The following is a 20,182-nucleotide window of genomic DNA, read 5'->3' as shown; positions in this document are numbered from 1 at the left end:
AATTACTACTCACTATAGACAAAATGGACAAAAAAACATGGCTATTGTTGGCTGGTCTTTTAACTACAAGCTCACAAGCATGTGCCACTCCACGCCAAGAAGAAGGAGCAAAAAGAGAAGCAAGTACTCAGCTTAATCTTCACTATCCTCCTCAAGAAATTCCAGAAACAAGCCCTCATTATGTGTTCCGAAATGACGGGTATGCACGTATTGGCGGATTCTATGATCCAGAGCTTGGAAATTCCCTCAATCTTGAGAGGTTGCGTCCGGCTGAGAAAGGTGGTGATAAGACCTATCAGGAGAGTATTGCTCAACAGGTTCATGATTCACCAGCGTTCAGATCCTATTTTGATGCTGCCCAACAATTATTGCCTGACTCACTACGAATAAATCTTCCTCCAATTACTGAGTGGAAGTATGGCCTTGCGGTGAGCGAGCCACTTTCGAATGAAACTACTCCTTTGGAACAAGGAGTACGATCATTCTACGATACTCTCGTGAATAATGCTTTTGATCCCCAAGTTAAGCAAATCTACGAAAGTAGAGGTGATTCTTCAGCAAGAGAGAATGCTCTACGTAATGATCTTGACTACGTCGTTATTACTTCAAAACCCGTTGATGAAAGCCAGTACCGATTGGTAGCATTGTCCTTCCGCGTTCCAGGAATATAGCACTAAGCACTAAGAAACCTTTATATGGCCTTTGTATTTTCTTCTTCTGGTAGCCATGGATGAAAAAAAAGTTTATCAAAATCTCATCAGAAATATACGTACGTATTTTAATCAGCATAAGCACAAAAAAGCAGTCATAGGCCTGAGTGGTGGCATTGATAGTTCCCTCTCCTGTAAACTCGTGGTTGATGCGCTTGGTCCTGAAAATGTCACTGGACTACTCATGCCTGAGGAAGGATTAACGAATGTTCAGAACATCCGAGATGCAGAAAAACTCTGTCATCTATTGAAAGCAACTCACCACATACAGCCCATTAATCCTTTTCTCAAAGCCTTCACAACAGTAGCATGGAAATCATCACCACTTGCACTGGCGAATACAAAATCACGGATACGAGCCGTACTGCTCTACAACTATGCAAACAGTACGAACAGCCTCGTGATTGGTACGAGTAATAAAAGTGAATTGATGTTAGGCTATTTCACGAAGTATGGAGATGGTGCTGTTGATCTTGAAGTTATTGGAAGTTTGTACAAAACTGAAGTAATTGCTTTGGCAACATATCTGAAACTTCCTCCACCGATCATTACGAAAGTACCGACAGCAGAGCTCTTTCCAGGGCAAATTGATAAGGATGACTTAAAGGCAGAGTATGCTGTTATTGATAAAATTCTACAGCTTATTGAAGAAGGAAAACAGACGAAAGCAATTATTGCAGTAGGGTTTGCTCAAACCTTGGTTGAGCATGTTGTTGGCTTAATCCAAAAAAATAAGCACAAGTTGGTACCACCACCAACGATAATGTACTAGATAAAAAAAGAGTACAAAGAGAGGATTTTTATACAAGCTTTTATAAATAAGAAAGATTCTCGTTCTTAATTATGTCACTCACTAGTCAACAACAATACGAACTGAAAAAATTTATCAAGGAACTCGAAAAACATAAAGGAAGGCATACTGAGTTTGTTTCAGTCTATGTCCCTGAAGGATATGATATGAATAAGATCATGAATCATCTTGCACAGGAACAGGGAACAGCAAGCAACATAAAATCATCTGCAACCAGGAAAAATGTTACTGATGCACTCGAAAGAATGATTCAACATCTTAGAGTTGTTGGAAGGACACCTCTGCACGGGCTAGCGGTATTTTCAGGGAACGTGACAGAGCGAGAGGGACAACAGGATTTTCGGGTGTGGAGCATCGAACCTCCCATACCCTTGAAAACTCGTATCTATCGCTGTGACAAGGAATTTCAATTAGACTTGCTTCGCGAGATGTTGGAAGCTAAAGAACTCTATGCCATGGTCGTCATGGATAGAAGAGAAGGTGATTTGGCATACCTTAAAGGGAAAAGTATTATTCCTGTTGCCTCTACCAAATCAAATGTGCCAGGAAAAACTAGGGCAGGTGGACAATCTTCTGCGCGATTTATGAGGCTACGAGAAGATGCTGCAAAAGAGTTTTACAAAAAGATCGGTAGAATGATGACCGAAGAGTTTTTCAAAAAAGAAAATCTCAAAGGAATTCTGGTCGGAGGACCAGGACCAACAAAGTACGATTTTGTTGATGGAGATTTTATCACGAATGATTTAAAGAAGAAGATCATCGCTATCAAAGATTTAAGCTACACAGGATCATTTGGCTTGCAAGAGTTATTGGAGAGATGTGAAGATGTGCTTGCTCAAGAAGAAGTAATAGAAGAAAAGAAACTCGTTGGAAAGTTTCTTCTATTGCTTGCTACAAAACCAGGCATGGTTGTTTACGGTGAGCAAGAAACCATGCAGCATGTTCAGAACGGAACGGTTGATACCTTGCTTTTATCTGAAGAGCTTGATGAGCAATTGATGGAAAAATTTGAAGAAGAGGCAAAAAAATTAGGGACAGTGGTAAAGATCATTTCAACAGAAACACGAGAAGGTATCCAACTTCGTGATATCGGCAGAATTGCTGCTATCCTCCGCTATGAGATTCACGAGTAAGGATTTTTCCAAAAGTGAGTAAAGTATCTCATAACCTCATCAGATCATGTTGCATAGAGGTCATGCAGCACGCTCTCCTGGGAGTTCTTTTGGAAGCTCTTTGGGAGCGGGTTGCTTTTTACTTTCAGAAATTCCTGCCTTTCGAGCAATGGCCAGAGTTGATTTACTACCTCTCTTCCATTCATCCTGTAATCGTTGTAGTCCCTGAAGTTTTACTGCTCGTGGCTGTGGGAACTGAAGGACAAACTCATTTCGCAAGCGTTTTGCCTGGACAAACAAGGTGTCACGTAACCCTCTCATCGACGTTCTTTGGTGTTCAAGAAAGCGAGCTTTTGTAGCTGGGTCTCCTGGGGCTGTATTGATAGCTGCCTCAATCTCTCGAAATTTTCCCTCAAACCGATGCCAGAGCTGGACAACATAATAATGGATTTCATTAAGGTCTTTTTGGGTCTGTGCAATAACCTGAGCAAAATCCTTACGAATGCCGCTAGCTTTTCTTCCTTTGACATCATGGTTATCACGCTGGAGTGAACCAAAAAGATCATGGATAAGACTCATATTGTGGGCTGCACGAATACCGGTACGCTTTAATTTTAAGTGGAGAAGCTCATTCGAACGGAAGGTAATCTCTGCCAGAACATATTGATTTTTAAATTCACGCGAGAAGGCCTTAAAGACCTTATACCATTCTCCAATCATATTTTGATGAAGACGAGCATAGTGCTGGACAAGGGCACGTTGTCGTGAGATTGCCTCGAGTTTTTCTGAAATATCAGCAATACTCTTTGCCAGACGTTCACTCTCTTCTTGGATTCCTTTCAGTCGTTCGAGCATCTGCCCACGCTTGGCAGGCTTGGTTCCATGACGTCCTGCAATAGCAAAGCATCTTCCTGCCTCACTGCTGAGTCTTTGGAGACGTTGATCAGCTCGCTGTAACTGTTGTTGGTATCGCTTCATTACTTGAAAGAGTTGTTCATCAAAAAACAACAGATCCTTCATCAAACAATATCCCACGGAGAAATCTTTGATCATAACGGTTTTGAGCTGTTGCATTCCTTTTTCTATCCACTGAATCCTTGAGCGTACATCTCCTTCCTGCATCACTCCCCCGATAGGAGCTTTCAGATTATCACCTTCACGAATGATCTCGACAAATGCTCCATGTTCCTGTTGTATACCTTTGTATTCGGTGAATGGATTAAGGATATCAAAAAATCGTCCGAAAAAGCGAGAGATTATTCCCATACTATCCTCCGTAATATGCGGTGCTTAGGAAAGAGAGGAAATGGCACCATCTCTTATGCCTACATCTCCATGGCAAATGCTGCAATCATGAGGAAAAGGCCCACAACCATAAAGATAACCTGGAAAACAACAGGGCTTAACCAAGCCATAGCCAGGAAGCCAGTAACCTTGCTCATACCTCCGAGAACGTTCAATACGCCAAGAGCAGTAATGAGTACTGCAATAATTACTGAAATCCAGCCAACAGCATTACTGTTGGTTATTTCAATAAAAGAATTAATGATGAGATAAAACCCAGCTACTGCAGCAATCCACGGCATGATCGCGATAAACCAACTCTGTGCTAAAAAGGCGGATAAACCCCAGTTAAACCATCCAAAGCCTTCACCAAAGGGAACAAATCCTAAGGCAAAGATCAATAAACCAACAAACATACTGATCCAATCACGTTGTTGCATCATGAAAACCACCTCGTTTTGACGCTGGTAGCGCAGTAACATCGGAATAAAGAGTGAAGTTACTTAAATATGTTTCGTCTCGTTAAGTGTTTTCATAGGGTTTTGCCTTGACATTAAAAAGTGTTATAAAAGAAAAATAAATTCCTCGGTTTATACTTCCCGGTAATTACTTCGAGAAACCTCATCGAGGATTTTTCCCGCAGTTTGGTTGTTCACCATTACTTGGTTGCTTCCACAGTAAGGACAAAGTGGCTTGAGCCGTGATGCTTTTTTTAGGGAAAAAGAATAGCGGCACTTTATACAGATCATCCTTGAAGCGCCTGATTCGCTAAAAATGTGGGACGGTAAGGTTGAACGTCGGGCTACTGAGGCTTTTCGTGATGCCTCTTCTCGAACAGTCTTATTCAAGCACGACTGACAGAGAATCCGCTTCTTTCCATCAGGACTGTATTTTACCTGTTCAAAAGGAAAATCACCTTTACAGGAAACACAACGATAAAGTGTTGCCATACTCCCACCTTTTAACGCCTTTTGTTCCCGCCAAAGTAAAAGAACTTCTCAATAGGAACATCACTTGGCTTGTAGTCGCCATAACGAGGCTTTACTGATTGGTCTTGCGGCCGTTGTACGGACTGTGTCATTGGTTGAGCAGTTGAGGCTGGTTGCATAGGCTGAGGATTCGAATAGTCTTGGTTGGTCATCACTCTCTCAACCCTTGGCTGCGACATGTTTGTTTTGTTATCCTGCATGTCTTTTTTAAGGACACTTACCTCCATCTGCAAGGCTTGAAGTGCATTCTTTAAATCATTAATCTCATGGGACAAACGCTTGGTATTTATTTCAATCATTACCTCTACTTGTTTCTGGAGAAAATAATCCCCAAAATTGGGCTCTTGACCCTTGCCTAAGCTTATGTTTTCCATAGTATCTCCCCTACACTCACCAATTTTTTATTTTGCTTACAACAGTCTTCAACGCTCTAAACATCCCAATCCTGTACACCAACCATATCCACTGTTATTTCCTTGGTACAGTTGCTATGAGCACTGCTACTAATCATGAAAGTTCTGCTTGATAAACTCAACCATAACATCATTGCCTGCGAGCCCATAAGCATGGAGCGCTTCGGAGATATGCTCTTCTTTAAGGCAGATATCACCGACACGATTAAGTCCATCTTTGTCAGCAGCTAACTCAAAGGCCTTGGTTGCATAATTGTACTCTCGTTCCTCAACGCAGGTGTTTCCTAACTCAACGAGTTTTTTCTTGTCCTCAATTTTTGAGAATATTTCAAAGGCATAATCAAAACGATACTTTGTTACACATTGATTACCAACTTCAATTAATTGGGAGGTATCACCAATGGCGATAAATGCCTTAACTGCATGATCTAACTTCCCATCATTCAAGCATTTTTTCCCAAGCTGGAGAAGTTTATCTTTATCATTCGCCAGTTTGTAAACATCAATACAATTGTCAATCTGTGACAGTCTTCGGTAATCCTCGGCAACGTCCAAGAGTTGTTTCTTATTGCCAGCCAAGACAAAAGACTTCACCGCATCACTAAGATTTCCTCGCCGTCTATATTCTTCACCAAGAGCCGTCATAAGATTATAACGGAGTTCAGGCGTAAACATGGAGAGATTAAGATTCTCTATCCCTTTCTTTAATAAGTGGGGAACAACCTTCGCAAATTTATTGGTATCTTCTTTTTGTGCAAAGAACTCCTGGTTGGTTTCAACAATGTTTGAAACCATTTTAGTAATGGCCTTATCCTTTTCCTCCATGCATCTCACCTTTTTTTGACCTACCCCTTAAGGGTTATGTTTTACTGTTGAGTAAAAATATGAGAGTGAAACTAGTATATAAATGTTGCGATTAATATACGTTTTTGGAGATTAATTGTTCGCAGTACCCTGGTTTCTGCTAGCTACTCTGGGGTGATACTCATGGAATCCGACATCTTTATATATCCTTGGTCTCAATCGCGTAGTATGACAACAAGATCATCACGTCCCTTAAAACCAGCACGAAAAGGAACGCCTCTTATTGTAACGAGCGCCTTGCCCTATGCAAATGGAAGTATCCATGTTGGTCATTTAGTTGAGTACATCCAGACTGACATCTTTGTCCGATTTTTACGGAGTACAGGAGAACCAGTTGTCTATTGCTGTGCTGATGATACCCATGGAGCACCTATTGCCATTAAGGCAGATGAATTAAAGATCACGCCAGAAGAACTTATTGCTCGCATGGGAGAAGAGCATCAACGGGATTTTCAGGCATTTCACATTCAATTTGATTCCTACTATACTACCCATTCTCCTGAAAACAAGTACTTTAGCGATCTTATTTTTACCCGGTTAAAAGAAAGAGGGTATATCTACACAAAAGATGTAGAAGTAACCTTCTGTCCCTATTGCCAACGAAACTTGCCTGACAGGTATGTCAAGGGAACCTGTCCTAAATGTAAAGCCCCTGACCAGTACGGAGATGTTTGCGAGCATTGCCATGCAACCTACACAACCGTTGATCTCCTTGAGCCTTACTGTGTGATCTGCAAACAAAAACCTACACGAAAGATATCATCCCATTACTTCTTCAAGCTGAGTGCATTTTCACAACAACTCAATGATTGGCTCACCACTAATAAGAGACTCCAGCCAGAGATTATCCATTATGTGCAGAATTGGATTCATGAAGGATTACAGGATTGGGATTGCAGCAGAGATGGACCTTATTTTGGATTTCTTATCCCTGGCGAGAAAGACAAATATTACTATGTCTGGCTTGATGCCCCTATTGGTTATATTGCATCCTATGCCCATGCCAGACACAAAAAGACCCAAGAAGCTGAGCAAGGATGGAACAACTCACGGATTATCCATTTCATCGGCAAAGACATCATCTACTTCCACTTTTTATTCTGGCCAGCCATGCTGATGGGAGCTGGATTTCAGTTACCAGAGCAAATCATTGTGCATGGCTTTTTGATGGTCAATGACCAAAAGATGTCGAAGTCACGGGGGACGTTTTTTACTGCTCGTGAATTCCTTGAGCGATATCCTGCTGAATATTTACGCTTTTATTATGCACGAGTACTCAGCAAGAAAATGGCAGATATCAATCTTGATTTTGCTGATGTTGAACAGAGTATAAATACCGAGCTTGTCGCCAACATTGCAAATTTTTGTTATCGAGTATTGCATTTCTGTCAGCATTCGCTTGGAGGAAACATAGGAACGGTTCATTTCTCCGAAGAACTGGCAACGAAAAGAGAAGATAACCTCAAAAAAATTACTGAGAGCTATGCAGAAGTAAACCTCAATGATACTCTTAAAGGAATTCTGCATTTCAGTGCCCTTGGTAATAAATATTTTCAGGAGCAAGAGCCATGGAAGCAGATGAAAACAGATAAGGAAAAAACGCAAGAGGTTATTACGAATGCGGTTAACCTGGTGAAGGATCTGAGCATTCTCGTACAGCCGATCTTGCCGGTATTTTCTCAAGAACTTCAAAAACAGTTGAGATGTGGAGTGCTTACCTGGCAGGATCTTGCAACAAAACTTGAACACCATCAGATAGGAGAGGTTAAGGTTCTTATCCAAAAGATACAACCGTCGTCGACATCGTCATCACAATCTTCATCTCCTACCTCTCAACCGCCTGCATCACAAGATCCCTTTGCTAACCTTGATCTTCGTGTTGCTACGATTTTAAAGGTCGACGATCATCCAAAGGCAGATAAGCTCTATGTATTACAGATTAATCTTGGTTCAGAAAAACGACAACTTGTTGCGGGCATTAAAACTGCCTACACCAAAGAAGAGCTTTTGGGAAAGAACATTGTTGTTATCGCGAACTTGAAGCCTGCAATGCTTCGAGGGGTGGAAAGCCAAGGAATGCTGTTAGCAGGAGAAGACAACGAAGGAAATCTTGGTATCGTGACTGTTAGTCATACAACACCCGGTACAAGTATCTTTGTTGAAGGAATTTCTCAGAAACCTGCAACAGAAGTAACGCTTGACTTGTTCACCAAGGTAGCCTTAACCGTGAAGAACGCTACGGTGCACTATAACGGAAAGCCCCTGAAAGCAGGCACAGAGATCTGTCATGTTGAACACGTGAAGGATGGAGCACGCATTCGTTAATAGGTTGTTATGTGCAATATTACTCGGACGATTTTTCTTGAGCAAGATTTATTAAAATAAGTAGTTTAATTTGATTTATGATTCAAAAAATTTATGAAGAACAACTCAGAAGAATAATGAGACTTAGGGAAAGACTTAATGATTATTCAGAAATCACTGATGAAAATTATGCAGATGCAATTGATGATTGTACTTCTTTTTTCATCCAATGTTATCATCTCAGTGATTGGTTAATTAAAAGCGGGTTTAACAAGAGTGGGGTACATCATTACGTTAAATCAAAACACAGTTTATCTTTGTGTAGAAATCTTGCGAATAAACAAAAACACCAATCGATTGATAGATATAAATCAGAAAATAGATTTGTTACCATAGAAAGGTCAACACCAATAACAAGATTTGTTGACCACATAACTGATGGGAAGATAAAGCTTGGCATTGACCTTTGGGAGTTAGGTCATCCTATAGGGGTGCTGGAAGTAGCAGATCAATGCATTAAGGATTGGTTAGCCTTCATAAATTCAAATGTTTAAAGAAAAATCGTCCTGCGTCATACTGTCGGTCGCTATCGCTCCCTCGTTCGCCTTGCAGGCTCACCACATAACAGCGCGCGATGTTAGGCGAAAAAAACTTACAAATACTATGGCTGATTTAGTAATGCAACCCTTAAATGAAGGCCTCATTGCATCAGTTTATGAAAGCGCAAGAAGTTGGAGACCTTTCCAGACTGAAAAAAAAGTACTTGGGTATTTGGAAGACCGATTAACAGGTATTATAACTTGTATTCATCATGATATTTCTGGTGATAGAACATCATCAAGAACTCTTCCAGAACTTGTTGCTTTGGAATCATTTTATACCGTGGCTTTGCTTAGATATTTGCAGCAAACTGTCGGTATTCCAACGCACATACAGCATTTGCCAGTATATAACACTCCAGAAGGTAACCAAGTTGAGAGATATCTAGAAGAATTCTTTAAGACCACATTACGCCAAAAAATCGTTCCGTCATAAAACCTTCGCTCCACTTCGTAGGACTCGATGCGCATAACACGCAATCGCTTTGTTATACGAAACTAATTTTGTCAGAAATTTTATATTTTTGATGGGGGACAATCTTACAATAGATAAGGAGTCCCTAATTCCTTACTTTTATGGGGGAGTTTCTTCTTCTTATCTGTTATAGAAAGATAGTTTTGTCTAGTTGTTACTGGACGACCCAATTCTTTTTCAGCATCTATCCTAGCATTTCCTGCGACTTTTCCGCCTCTTTTGGCAACATCTTTGCTCTTATCAAAAGTTTCTGGTTTTTCATCTTGTGAAAGTTCGGTTGTCATACGTTCACCAAGCATTGTAAAAATCAGCTCTAAATCATTCATGTGATCTCTTAGATTGGCTTTTGATTGTTTTGGCAGATCTTTGAACTTTTTGTACTCAGTTGGAGTCATTCCGAATGTGGCTTTAGAAATCTCTGCTGTAAGAATAGCAAAATCTCTTTTTTCTTCAATGCCTCTTTCTTTCCATTCATCAGTCAGATTTTGCCTTATTGCAATACCCCTTAACCTTTTATCAATCCAATCTTGAGGATATCCTTTTGCAGAGTAAATCTCTTTCATTCTTTCCTGTGCAAGTTCAGGATTCTCTATTTCATCAATTCGGTCTTTCCCTACCTCTGCCAGCCATCTCTTGAATGGTTCAGCATTTTTGCTTGGAATTGACTGGATAAGCCGAAAAACATCCTTTGTATTTCCTGCAAGAACGCTTCTCTTTTTACCTGTTTCAGTCAGCATTTCTACATGGGGACAATTTGTCCCTAGGTAGCCTCCAAGCTCTTCATCTCTTTTACGTAATTTTTTTAGATAGTCAGTAGGGTTAACACTATCTGTTAAAGCTTGGACTATATCAACCAAAGAATAATGCCATTCATCTTTAAACCAAGTTCTTCGGATTTTCTTGCTCTGAAATACCACTAATGCTTTGTCTTTGGCAGGCTCTTCCATTTTGTATCGCTCTTATATATTCATTAACTTAAATTAAGATAGAGATATTACATTGTTTTTCATAACATCCAATACCATTTTAGCAATATCATGCAGTGAAATTGATTCTGGGTCTGAGAAACCGCCTACTTTTGTCATGATTCTTACATTAAAATTTAAGAATTTTCCTTCATGAGCAAATGGGCTTCTATACTTATCATAAAGGCGTTTTATAGATTTTTCAAATTCTATGTATAATTCATTCACATCTTTATACCCTTCTGTTCTCAAAGTTGAAGTTTTAACTCCGTTCACTTTTTCAACCTTCAATCTCATAAAACTAGGGGCAGTATTGAGATTCTTATAAGTAGTTACAATAAGCTTCACAAAATTTTTTCTTGACCCATAGGTATCTCTATATTCTTCATACCATCTTGGGATTATATTTTTAGCAGAAGTGCAACTTTTAAGCTCTTTTGTAAAAGCGTCTATTCTTACTTTATCATCACACAACCATTCATCAAAAGTTTTGTATTCATTATAGTTCTTTTTGGACGCAATTGATTCTATTATAACACATAGTATAAACATTGCAATCTCAAAATGCCCTCCTTTAATATTTTTAAGTGCCTGCTCATAAAGATAAAATATTTCTTGCTGATACTCATTTTTATTATTAACGCCTTTACAAAATTCAGAAAATTCTATATCAATCTGTTTAAATTTCTTTGATTCAATCATTTTTCATCTTTCCATTTAAGCAATATTAAATTAAAGCACCTAATACATCTAAGCGAATGGCGAAATGGCAAAATTTTTAATTTTGCTCCACAATAAGGACATTCTGCCTTAACTAATCCAAAAAAAAGACTAAGACCAAGTAACCCTAAGGCATAAGCTATTAGTGCTGCGCCAAATGTGTAAAATATACCTATAATAGTTATTATGGCTATTACTCCTGTTAGAAATATTATAAAACCTAATAAAATTAAGAATATTCCACAAATTTTTGCTATAATTCCAGTTCGTGGTTTGACTAAACTTAATTGTTTGTATTCCTTTATCATTTTTTATCCACTATCTTAAAGTATTTCTCATAACTTTCATTAAGCCAGAACTGATTTTGTCTTCCGACTTTCTTATATTTTAGAATTCCTTCGTGAACCATTTTTAGAAGATGCACTTGTGCTGTATTCCAAGATACTTTAACTTCTGCTGCTATGTCTTCTGTTGTTGAAGGCCAATCTGCCTTTTTTAGAAATTCTAGTATCTTTTGTTTTGTATTAATCATTAGCGAAACTCCCCCGTAAACTGTGATATATCATAAGCCAAGGCATAATTCCTATATAAATATTCCGATGAAATTTTGTAGAAACAGAACTCTCCCCTAAAATAGATTAACTTGAAGAGGCTTTGCCTTGGATGAATTAAAATTGTCCCCGTTACTTCTTGTTCTTGAAAGTCGCTGTTCGCTCCGTTGATAGAACGCCTCTCAAAATTACTTTTCGGTCGAAATCCGTTGGGACTTCGTAACCGACGGAGAGCATAACACCGGGCGTATGTGTTATGTTCAATAATTCCTTGCCCGCTTAACGAAAAATTTATTAACTATTCAGTAAGTTAGGTATTATGACAATGCTCTCTGTTGTAGCAATTTTGGGAAATATTCTTATAATTTTTTCTGTATTACCACAAATCTACACTCAGGTTAAGACAAAAACCCGAAAAGGTTTAAGTGCTTTAATGATTTGGTGTTGGGTAATTGGAAATGGATTCATGTTGATATATAATATCATTGAGGTTAGAGATTTCTATAATAATATTCTATTTACACTAAATATATTAACTTCTGTATTTATGTTGTATCTTTATTATTTTAGGTCTAAATAGGCAGCAAGGAATGACTCTTCGTCCTCGATACGCCAAAACTCGAACTCTGCCCTAACGGAGGAGCATAACCGCGATCCGCATACGTTTTTTGAGATCCCAAAAATTGATTTTTAAACAAAAACAACGAGAACGGGGGTTTCCTAACTGACGAAAGGACGTTTTTACGAAAACTTAGCGAAAGGTTTATATATGTGTAATCACATCTATCCACATAAGGTGATAAAACATGCCAAATATAACATTAGCAATACCGGAAGATTTACACACAAGAATGAGAGAACACTCTGAGATTAGGTGGAGTGAAGTAGTTAGAAAAACTATAACCCAGAAGATAGAAGATTTAGATGTTATGGACAAACTAACTGCTAAGAGTAAATTAACACAAAAAGATGTAGATGAAATTGCTAATAAAGTAGATAGTGCAGTTGCAAGAAAACTCGGTCTAAGAAGATGATTCTTGTCATTGACTCTAATATCCTTCTTGCTAGTCTTATTAGGGATTCTACTGTAAGAAAGATTATTGTTGAGTCTGGCTGGGACTTTTTCTATCCAGAATCTTCTTTCCACGAGATAAGGAAGTATAAAGATTTAGTTCTAGAAAAATCTGGAATGAATGAAGAAGAATATACAGAATTGTTAAATCATTTACTAAAGCATATTACTTTAGTCCCAGAAGAGCAGATTAAGCTTAAAATAGAAGAAGTTGATAAACTTCTTGGAAAAATTGATCCTGATGATGTTGTTTTCTTGGCAACTGCTTTTGGCATTGAAAATTCTAAGATGTGGTCAGATGACCCTCATCTTGAAAAACAGAATAAAGTTAGAGTTTTTAAGACAAAGCATATTGTAAAACTGTTTTTTCCTGAAGAAAAAGAAAAAACCAAATAGTTACCTACGCGGCACATTAATGTTTTGAGATCCAAAAAATTGATTTTTCAACAAAAACAACGAGAAAAAATAAGAAAAACTTTATAAAGAAGTTCTCTTTTAATCCTTGCGAATGAAAAAAGAGAGGAAGGGGCAGATTGAAAAAGTAGCTCAGCCTTTTAAAAAAGAGAGGCCGTATGCAGTCCGAGTGCTGATCATTTATTCTCTTATTCTTGGAGTATTTTATCTCTTCTTAGCGATCTACGTGCCCAGCACCATGCTTGCAGGCAAAATGCTGATTGGCAATGCAGCACGAGACGTCAATATTCTTACGACCGTCATTATTGCCGTGCTGGTGTATGGTATTGCTGAACAAAAATCATGGTCCTATTATTTGGCTTTTGTTCTCTATTCCCTCAGCGTCCTGAATTCACTCATCTCAGTAGCATTCTTAAAGTTCAGTATCTTTGGCTTTATGGAACAACTGATTCTTGGAGCATTGCTTGTTACCGTCATTCTCAATGGACTTACGCTCTGGTATGTCCACAACAGGAGAAGCTATTTCCTTAAGAAAACATATTTTTCTCCTGAACGCAAGGATGTTTTCTTTGCCCACAGTATCATTGTCATAGGATGTATCATGTTGTTAATCCTTCTGAGCTCAGCCATTGGCCTTTATCTCTCGCTCACCAAAAACATCGATCAAATCGTTCAGGAACTTGAAGGCTTTGACTTTACCGAAGCAAAGGTAGTATGCTTAACACGAGAAAAACAGAACGATCTATGCCTGGTAACCGTTGCCTTAATCCACCGTCATAATGAAAACGTACAAACAGCCTGTAATGAAATTCAATCAGAGTTTTACAAATTTACCTGCTACAATGCCATCAAATAAAAAAAGAGGAAGAAAAGCACAGGTAACGGTTTTTTTGCTTATTGGACTCCTCTTGATTTTTTCCTCATTCCTTATCTTTTTTATTAAGTCCAGAGTCAGCGAATATAAACCACCCGTACGAGAAGAAGTAAAGGTTCCTCCCGAAGTGCAACCAATACAGGATTATGTGGAGAACTGTGTTACTGATGTTACGGTGAAGGGCTTGAAGATTATGGGTATGCAGGGAGGGTGGATTAGTCTTACTGATGAAACCTTAAGCGGCAGCAGCTTTCACTATTCTTCTGTACCAACAGAGTCAGAGCTTATTGATTTTGGTCCCTTACGTGTACCATACTGGTGGTACCTGAAAAGCAGGAATGACTGTACCAAGGATTGTCAGTTTTCTGATCGCGGAAGACCTTTGCTTAAAAGCACGCAACAAGAAGGAATGAGAACGTCAAACGATAAGTCCATGGAAGCACAATTGGATCGGTGGATACAACGAGAGCTACCTGCTTGCCTTGATGACTTTAAACCATTTGCCCAACAAGGCATGGTGATTACCGAAACAGGAGATATCCAACCCTTAACCATAGTGACGCAGAAGGATGTGGTTGTCGAGATCTCCTACCCCTTAACCGTACAGCGTGGAGAAAAAATCTATGATCTTGATGCATTCATTAGTATTATCGATGTTCCTCTCTTTGCAATGTACGAGCTTTCCACAAAAATCGTGAATGAGGAGATTGCCTGGGCATATATTGAGGACGTTACCTTAAACCTTATTGCATTGTATTCTGGTGTGGAAAAACCTCTGCCACCCTTTGCTGCCACAACCTTTGGCCCTGGCGGCATACGAGCACCTTGGATAAAGACTGAAGTTCAAGAGGTCATCGAAGAGCTCATTTTGCCCAACTATATCCAGGCCATCCAGATTCCGAACACGACTGGTTATCGAAGATACCGTGTTGAAAATAACGCGGTCTTGACGAATGAACAACAGGGTGTTCTCGATATGTTCGTCATCACGATTCTTGAAAAGCCCTATCCCTATAGCGTTGATTTCTTTTATTTAGGGTGGCCTGTTTATTTTGACATTACGCCACGTGAAGGTGAGCTTATCACGGCAAGCACGATCTCACAGCAGAGTTTACAAGGTCTTCTCCAAGTATTTATCCAGCGGTATGAGTTTTCATATGATGTGAGCTTCCCGGTATTAGTAACCTTACGTGATGATGATGCATTTGCTGGACAGGGATATCATTTCCAGTTTGCCATAGAAACAAACATTCGTGATAACTGGGCACTTACTACAGACTATCAACTAGGAGAGCCTTTGTTAGGAGAACAATCCCTCTTTGACCAGCGGAATCAACGATTGAGTGGCAATGTGACCATTGAAACACGGGATAAGCAAACAAAACAGGCATTGCCCGGTGTTCAGGTCATGTATGCCTGTGGCGCACGCAGCCTCTTTGTTGGAGTGACCTCTCTTGACGATGAAGAAAAAGCACGAATAACCAAACAATTACCTGTCTGCTTAAATGGTGTCCTCACCATGAGCAAGCAGGATTATCTTGACTATTCAGTGGTCGTTGATACGAAGATAGGTGAGGAGCTTTCGGTGGTGGTTGAACAATGAAACCGTTACTGATGCGTATAAGTGTTCTCTGTTGCTGTCTCCTTCTGTTTTTTTTGCCCGTGACCACGGCATCCCTTCTGAGTACGAAGCCAATTACCGTAGACCTTGAGCCGCTTGATTACCAGAATGTTGTTTTAAAGGAAAGAGACTTTGATAATATCTACGCGCTGCAGCAAGCCCCTACCTTAGAACAACGACGGCAATTATTGGCAACAGAAACAAGCCCTGTCGAAAGAGCAGAGCAAGTGTTATTGATACTGGAACGCATAAGCACTGACCCTGGCGATGCTCCTTTTCAACAGTATGTGATTAAAAAAGGCGATGAAAAAAATAAGACGGTTGTTGTTCCGCTCATTCCTGGGACTTATCGCATGGAAGCACAGTTGTTGTTGTATGAAAATGTGACCATTCCTGAATATCAGATTTCCTACTGTAAAGGTCTGACTGGTGGGGGATGGAAACAGACCGGTGATACGGCAAAAGATGCAGCTATTGCAGCAGGCATTAGTGTCGGAGCAAGCTATCTTGCCGCTGCCTCTATCCCGGTACTTTCAAGTATTGCAGCGCCTTTGGCTGCAGCAGGTCCTATTGGCATAGCCATTGTAAGCGTTATTTTTGCTCTGCAGATCCTCGCCAATATATTTGGTTGTCTTGGAGACGAGGAAAAGGTAACGGTTCCTTCCATAACCTTAAACCCTGCACTTATTGGAGGTGCTGTCGGGAACATTACCATTACCAAGGAGATGCTGGCTCAGGAAGAGATAACCTTTTATGTCTTTAAGTTACCCTTACCCATCCGCATTGAGGAGATGAATATCATGATGGCTGTTGAGGATTTTTCACAAGCCTACCCCTACATGATGAAACCATCATAACCAAAGATACCAAAGATTTTTGAGGAGAAACTTATTTATGCCCCTAAGGATCATGGATTTCACAAGAACCGTAGATCTCAAAAAAAGTATAGCTTTGTTGATGGCAAGCTTAGTCATCAGTTTATCCTTGATTACGCCGATTTTTGCTCAACCAAACACTATTTTTAATGCAACAGTAACCGGTATTGATGGCACTGCTCAATATCATCGCCAAGATGATATCTTAACCTACAAGGTCATTGTTGAAACCAATGATACTGTTGAGCCAGACCAGATTAAGGTAAACAATGTTGTTTTTGGTCGCAACTTTTGTAATGGAGGTACTTCCTGTGCAGCTTATTCCAGCCCAACTGTTGTTGGCCAAGAATGTACGTGTACGGACTCCAGTTTTATTCCTGAGGATCCCTATGGATTTACCTTTTATTATTTTACTCCCGGTGTCAGTGATCCGCTTGATGTCTTTGGTCCTGTTATGGTCTATCCTGAAGAGCTTCCTCCAACCATAACCCTCTTTAATATCACCCAGGGAAACAAAAAAGTAACAGCAAATATCTCTGTTGCTGATACTGCATGCCAAGATCCTGAATGTGAAGGAAAATGTACAGGCATTTCGTATCTTGAGATCTATGCGAATGGTGATGTTGTTGGTCTTGATCGTCCCAATACCCAAAATTGCAGCTATGCAACCGGGCTTGTTCTTGACGGTGTTACCTCAGGAGAAACTGATCTGTACGTTAGAGTTTATGATCTCTTTAGTCAAGCAACCGAGAGCGATCATATACGCTATACTATTGATCTTGAGGACCCTGCATTGGAAAGCGTTAGCATACTGGATGATCAGTCTGGCGAAGAAGTACGATACATCTCCTTAGAAGGGAACCGAGAACAAGTCGTTGATGTTGAAGTCGTCTTTAGGGAAGAAAATCTTGTCGAAAGTATTGCTGATCTCTCTTATCTTAATGATGACCGAAGCTTTGCCGAGAGCTATAAAGCAATTCCCTTTCCCAATAGTGGCGCAGGAATCCAGGTTGATTGTGAGACCAGTGAAGAAACCTACACCTGTACCTTTGAGCGCATCCATTTGAAGATGAACAGCGAGAGTGCTGTCTTGCGTTTTAATCTGACTGATGTTGGAGGGAATAACGTCGCTGCAGAACAGACCGTCACCTTTACCATTGATGATAGCGGACCTGAAGGTTTGGGAATTCAAAGCGGCATGTGCATTAACGAGGCATGTTTCTTAGGACCTGATAGCAATAATCTTACCATAGTCCTGCAATCTCCTGGCGCAGGATTTACCAAGACCATGAGCATCAATAATCAAGAGGTGCATTATGTAACCGTAGATTTAAGTGGCTTTATGGGAAGCGCCTGGCAACGGGTTGGAAGTAATGATTGCACGGCAGCAGGCGAACTCTGGAGCTGCCGTTGGTATAATCTGCGAAAGGGAGTTTCCTTAGTGAGTGGAAGAACGGTTGATATCTTTCTCACCACCCCTTCGCAGGATGATGCTGGTAATCCTATTGAAGGCGAAATTCGAGGAAGCTTCGTGTATGATGAAACGCCACCAGAAATTCTCAGCATTACCGTAGCAACCGATGAAGGAAAGGACTATTTTAAGGATGGTGATACCCTACTCTTTACTGCCGAGATTGAAGAAATCCACAGTCAGGTAGCTGAAGATGGCAGTACTACCTCTGGAGATTTTTCACGGATTAAACCAGGAGCGATTAAGATCCCTGCAGATCAATGCAGTCCTAAGACCATTAACAATACGCAAACCTGTACCTGGACGATTACTGATGTACGAGCAACAAGCGGAGAGGTGAGTGTGAAATTTTCTATCAGTGATATGGTGGGCAACACGGCAACCCAAGAAACAACGCTCAGGATCTATGGTGTTTCTACTGAGGAATTTCCTGACCATTTTACCAACACGGTTTCCTTTATTCCGGACAACTACAAATTAGATGCATTAACTGCGCAACGCTTTCCGCTGAAGGCATTTGCCGTCGTGCATCTTAGGGAGAAAGCAGGAGCAAGCATTAACGGAGATGATCTCAAGGCAGTCGTCAGAGAACAATGTAATTACGCCTCTGAATTTTCTGACGAGCCCTATCTCTATGCTGATCCGGTATATGATCCTTCCTTAGACGAATGGACTGCAGTATTGCGGATTGATTTCAAAACAACGGATTTCTCTGAGATCGGCCCAGAGGTTCCCTTTGATTGTATCTTCTACCTCGACTATATCTATCAAGAACAGGCTCTGAGAAATCCAGAGCTTGAGAACGTGAGTTTTGCGGTCCAGATCTATAATGTTCCTTTAGATAGTGTTGATGATGCGTTTTTGGACAAGATTAATGAACATAGGCATTGGGTTCGTGCAGGGCAAGAATGGGTCAATGGGCTCAATAAACTCTTTACCATTCTCAATAATATCTGCGAGTTGGAAGGTGTACTGTCTGCACTGTACAAACTCATGGCCCAGACCAGAGCAGTTGTCTATGCCATCAGCGGGGTTATTTATGCCTTTGATCCTCCGGCTGCACAAAACCTTTGGGACAAGTATAATGAGATTATGTGTAATATTCAGAGTACGAAACTGACGAGCATTGGAAAATTATTTGGAAAAGAGTCATCTGGTGAACCAACAGGTGGAGGTAAGTTTCTCAAACAGGCCTGTGCTGCGGTGAGTTGTGCGCAATGTGATCCTAATCCACAAACGAATCTCTGGGGTGGGGAAGTTGACAGTGAGGGGTATACATGGAACAGATTTCCTGGAAGTGATTATCTCTTTGACCCTGAAACATTCTTACCATTTGATAAACAAATAACAGACTCCGCTCAGGAAAAAACAGGGACAGAAAAGAATGTACGACCCATTCCTACTACCGAAGATCTACGAAATGCCTTTTCTGCATATCCACGGCCAGAGGACAGTATTATTGTAAGTATTGGCTGTTTTTGTGTGCCTGGCATTATCTACCATCTCAATAGACTACAGCAACTTGAATGTGCCTATGTTGATTGTATGGCTGAGCAGAGCAAGAGCGGATTACAGCGATTTGCCAGTTGTGAAGAAGGATTAGCGATTGCGCAATGTGTCTATACCTGGGGAAGTATTGCCCGCAGCTTTGGTGCCTTTCTTGTCCTTGAACGAATGGCTGAGTGGGTGCAAACCATTCTTAACCATCCTACGGCGTTTGCAATCCAACAGGCTCGAGGATTTGTCTGTGCTGACTATAATACGCAACTAAGTACGCCGGTCTGTAAGGCATCTACCTTAGAGAATCCCATGACCATCACCAACATGGGCTGTGCTCTTTTTGATTCCTATATGACCTTTGCCGATCATGAAAGCTACACCAACAATATTGCATCAATCTTTAAAGCAGATAGTTTCAAGAACATGTTCAAAGGAGAAGATGATATCTGTGGCCAAGAAGATGTCAAGGAAGTCCTTGATGCCCTTGAAAAGCGTGAAGAAGATCAAGAAGGAGGAGAAGAAGGTGGAGGGCCAGACATTGGGCCTTCAGGGTGAGAC

22 protein-coding genes are annotated in these 20,182 nt (G+C 40.3%); 13 read left to right on the top strand and 9 right to left on the bottom strand.

The annotated features are described in order from the left end of the window. Positions 1-23 precede the first annotated feature (23 nt). The 3 genes from HYW21_07335 (at position 24) to HYW21_07325 (ending at position 2,654) form a co-directional block, all read left to right on the top strand. Positions 24-671 carry a hypothetical protein gene (locus tag HYW21_07335; GenBank protein MBI2549135.1) on the top strand — a complete coding sequence of 216 codons (648 nt, stop codon included), beginning with the start codon at positions 24-26 and terminating at the stop codon, positions 669-671. Positions 672-726: 55 nt separating this feature from the next. After that, a complete protein-coding gene (locus HYW21_07330; GenBank protein MBI2549134.1) occupies positions 727-1,482 on the top strand; it encodes an NAD+ synthase in 756 nt (251 codons plus the stop codon). A gap of 71 nt (positions 1,483-1,553) precedes the next feature. Beyond that, positions 1,554-2,654 (top strand): peptide chain release factor aRF-1, encoded by a 1,101-nt coding sequence (locus HYW21_07325; GenBank protein ID MBI2549133.1) that lies wholly within the window; start codon positions 1,554-1,556, stop codon positions 2,652-2,654. Positions 2,655-2,714: 60 nt separating this feature from the next. Here the strand turns inward: HYW21_07325 and HYW21_07320 are convergent, their stop codons facing one another. The 5 genes from HYW21_07320 to HYW21_07300 form a co-directional block, all read right to left on the bottom strand. Next, positions 2,715-3,899: a hypothetical protein gene (locus tag HYW21_07320; protein ID MBI2549132.1), complete on the bottom strand. Its 1,185-nt coding sequence runs from the start codon at positions 3,897-3,899 to the stop codon at positions 2,715-2,717. Between the two features lie 59 nt (positions 3,900-3,958). Continuing rightward, entirely contained in the window at positions 3,959-4,360 is a 402-nt protein-coding gene (locus HYW21_07315; protein MBI2549131.1) for a hypothetical protein, read from the bottom strand. A 147-nt stretch (positions 4,361-4,507) separates the two neighbouring features. Further along, positions 4,508-4,867 carry a hypothetical protein gene (locus tag HYW21_07310; protein MBI2549130.1) on the bottom strand — a complete coding sequence of 120 codons (360 nt, stop codon included), beginning with the start codon at positions 4,865-4,867 and terminating at the stop codon, positions 4,508-4,510. Between the two features lie 11 nt (positions 4,868-4,878). Beyond that, positions 4,879-5,280, bottom strand: a complete 402-nt coding sequence (locus tag HYW21_07305; GenBank protein ID MBI2549129.1) for a hypothetical protein — start codon at positions 5,278-5,280, stop codon at positions 4,879-4,881. 129 nt (positions 5,281-5,409) lie between these two features. Further along, on the bottom strand, positions 5,410-6,144 hold the full coding sequence (locus HYW21_07300; GenBank protein MBI2549128.1) for a hypothetical protein: 735 nt from the start codon (positions 6,142-6,144) through the stop codon (positions 5,410-5,412). A gap of 207 nt (positions 6,145-6,351) precedes the next feature. Here HYW21_07300 and metG point away from each other — a divergent pair, with 207 nt between their 5' ends. From metG to HYW21_07285, 3 genes are all read left to right on the top strand, one after another. Next, positions 6,352-8,508 carry a methionine--tRNA ligase gene (metG, locus tag HYW21_07295; GenBank protein ID MBI2549127.1) on the top strand — a complete coding sequence of 719 codons (2,157 nt, stop codon included), beginning with the start codon at positions 6,352-6,354 and terminating at the stop codon, positions 8,506-8,508. A gap of 77 nt (positions 8,509-8,585) precedes the next feature. Continuing rightward, positions 8,586-9,041, top strand: coding sequence for a hypothetical protein (locus HYW21_07290; protein MBI2549126.1), 456 nt, complete (start codon positions 8,586-8,588; stop codon positions 9,039-9,041). Between the two features lie 109 nt (positions 9,042-9,150). Continuing rightward, the gene (locus HYW21_07285; protein MBI2549125.1) at positions 9,151-9,522 is read left to right on the top strand and encodes a hypothetical protein; all 372 of its coding nucleotides are present in this window, start codon (positions 9,151-9,153) and stop codon (positions 9,520-9,522) included. 104 nt (positions 9,523-9,626) lie between these two features. Here the strand turns inward: HYW21_07285 and HYW21_07280 are convergent, their stop codons facing one another. From HYW21_07280 to HYW21_07265, 4 genes are read right to left on the bottom strand one after another with little or no spacing between them, the layout of a single operon-like run. Then, positions 9,627-10,508: a phage antirepressor protein gene (locus HYW21_07280; protein ID MBI2549124.1), complete on the bottom strand. Its 882-nt coding sequence runs from the start codon at positions 10,506-10,508 to the stop codon at positions 9,627-9,629. 33 nt (positions 10,509-10,541) lie between these two features. Continuing rightward, a complete protein-coding gene (locus tag HYW21_07275; protein MBI2549123.1) occupies positions 10,542-11,228 on the bottom strand; it encodes a hypothetical protein in 687 nt (228 codons plus the stop codon). Continuing rightward, on the bottom strand, positions 11,225-11,554 hold the full coding sequence (locus HYW21_07270) for a hypothetical protein (protein MBI2549122.1): 330 nt from the start codon (positions 11,552-11,554) through the stop codon (positions 11,225-11,227). The genes HYW21_07275 and HYW21_07270 overlap by 4 nt, the downstream gene beginning before the upstream one ends. Next, on the bottom strand, positions 11,551-11,778 hold the full coding sequence (locus tag HYW21_07265; protein ID MBI2549121.1) for a winged helix-turn-helix transcriptional regulator: 228 nt from the start codon (positions 11,776-11,778) through the stop codon (positions 11,551-11,553). Before HYW21_07265 ends, HYW21_07270 begins: the two co-directional genes overlap by 4 nt. Before the next feature lie 338 nt (positions 11,779-12,116). Here HYW21_07265 and HYW21_07260 point away from each other — a divergent pair, with 338 nt between their 5' ends. From HYW21_07260 to HYW21_07230, 7 genes are all read left to right on the top strand, one after another. Continuing rightward, on the top strand, positions 12,117-12,377 hold the full coding sequence (locus HYW21_07260; GenBank protein ID MBI2549120.1) for a PQ-loop repeat-containing protein: 261 nt from the start codon (positions 12,117-12,119) through the stop codon (positions 12,375-12,377). 226 nt (positions 12,378-12,603) lie between these two features. Then, a complete protein-coding gene (locus tag HYW21_07255; GenBank protein MBI2549119.1) occupies positions 12,604-12,831 on the top strand; it encodes a hypothetical protein in 228 nt (75 codons plus the stop codon). After that, the gene (locus HYW21_07250) at positions 12,828-13,265 is read left to right on the top strand and encodes a hypothetical protein (protein ID MBI2549118.1); all 438 of its coding nucleotides are present in this window, start codon (positions 12,828-12,830) and stop codon (positions 13,263-13,265) included. Before HYW21_07255 ends, HYW21_07250 begins: the two co-directional genes overlap by 4 nt. Positions 13,266-13,377: 112 nt before the next feature. Continuing rightward, positions 13,378-14,139 (top strand): hypothetical protein, encoded by a 762-nt coding sequence (locus HYW21_07245; protein ID MBI2549117.1) that lies wholly within the window; start codon positions 13,378-13,380, stop codon positions 14,137-14,139. After that, on the top strand, positions 14,126-15,760 hold the full coding sequence (locus tag HYW21_07240) for a hypothetical protein (protein ID MBI2549116.1): 1,635 nt from the start codon (positions 14,126-14,128) through the stop codon (positions 15,758-15,760). Before HYW21_07245 ends, HYW21_07240 begins: the two co-directional genes overlap by 14 nt. Continuing rightward, complete coding sequence (locus tag HYW21_07235) at positions 15,757-16,635, top strand: hypothetical protein (protein MBI2549115.1); 879 nt, start codon at positions 15,757-15,759, stop codon at positions 16,633-16,635. Before HYW21_07240 ends, HYW21_07235 begins: the two co-directional genes overlap by 4 nt. Positions 16,636-16,672: 37 nt before the next feature. Continuing rightward, positions 16,673-20,179, top strand: a complete 3,507-nt coding sequence (locus HYW21_07230) for a hypothetical protein (protein ID MBI2549114.1) — start codon at positions 16,673-16,675, stop codon at positions 20,177-20,179. Positions 20,180-20,182: the final 3 nt, after the last annotated feature.

It is taken from the genome of Candidatus Woesearchaeota archaeon (assembly GCA_016187565.1).
Lineage (GTDB): Archaea > Nanobdellota > Nanobdellia > Woesearchaeales > JACPJR01 > JACPJR01.
This window is presented reverse-complemented; position numbering and strand designations above follow the sequence as displayed.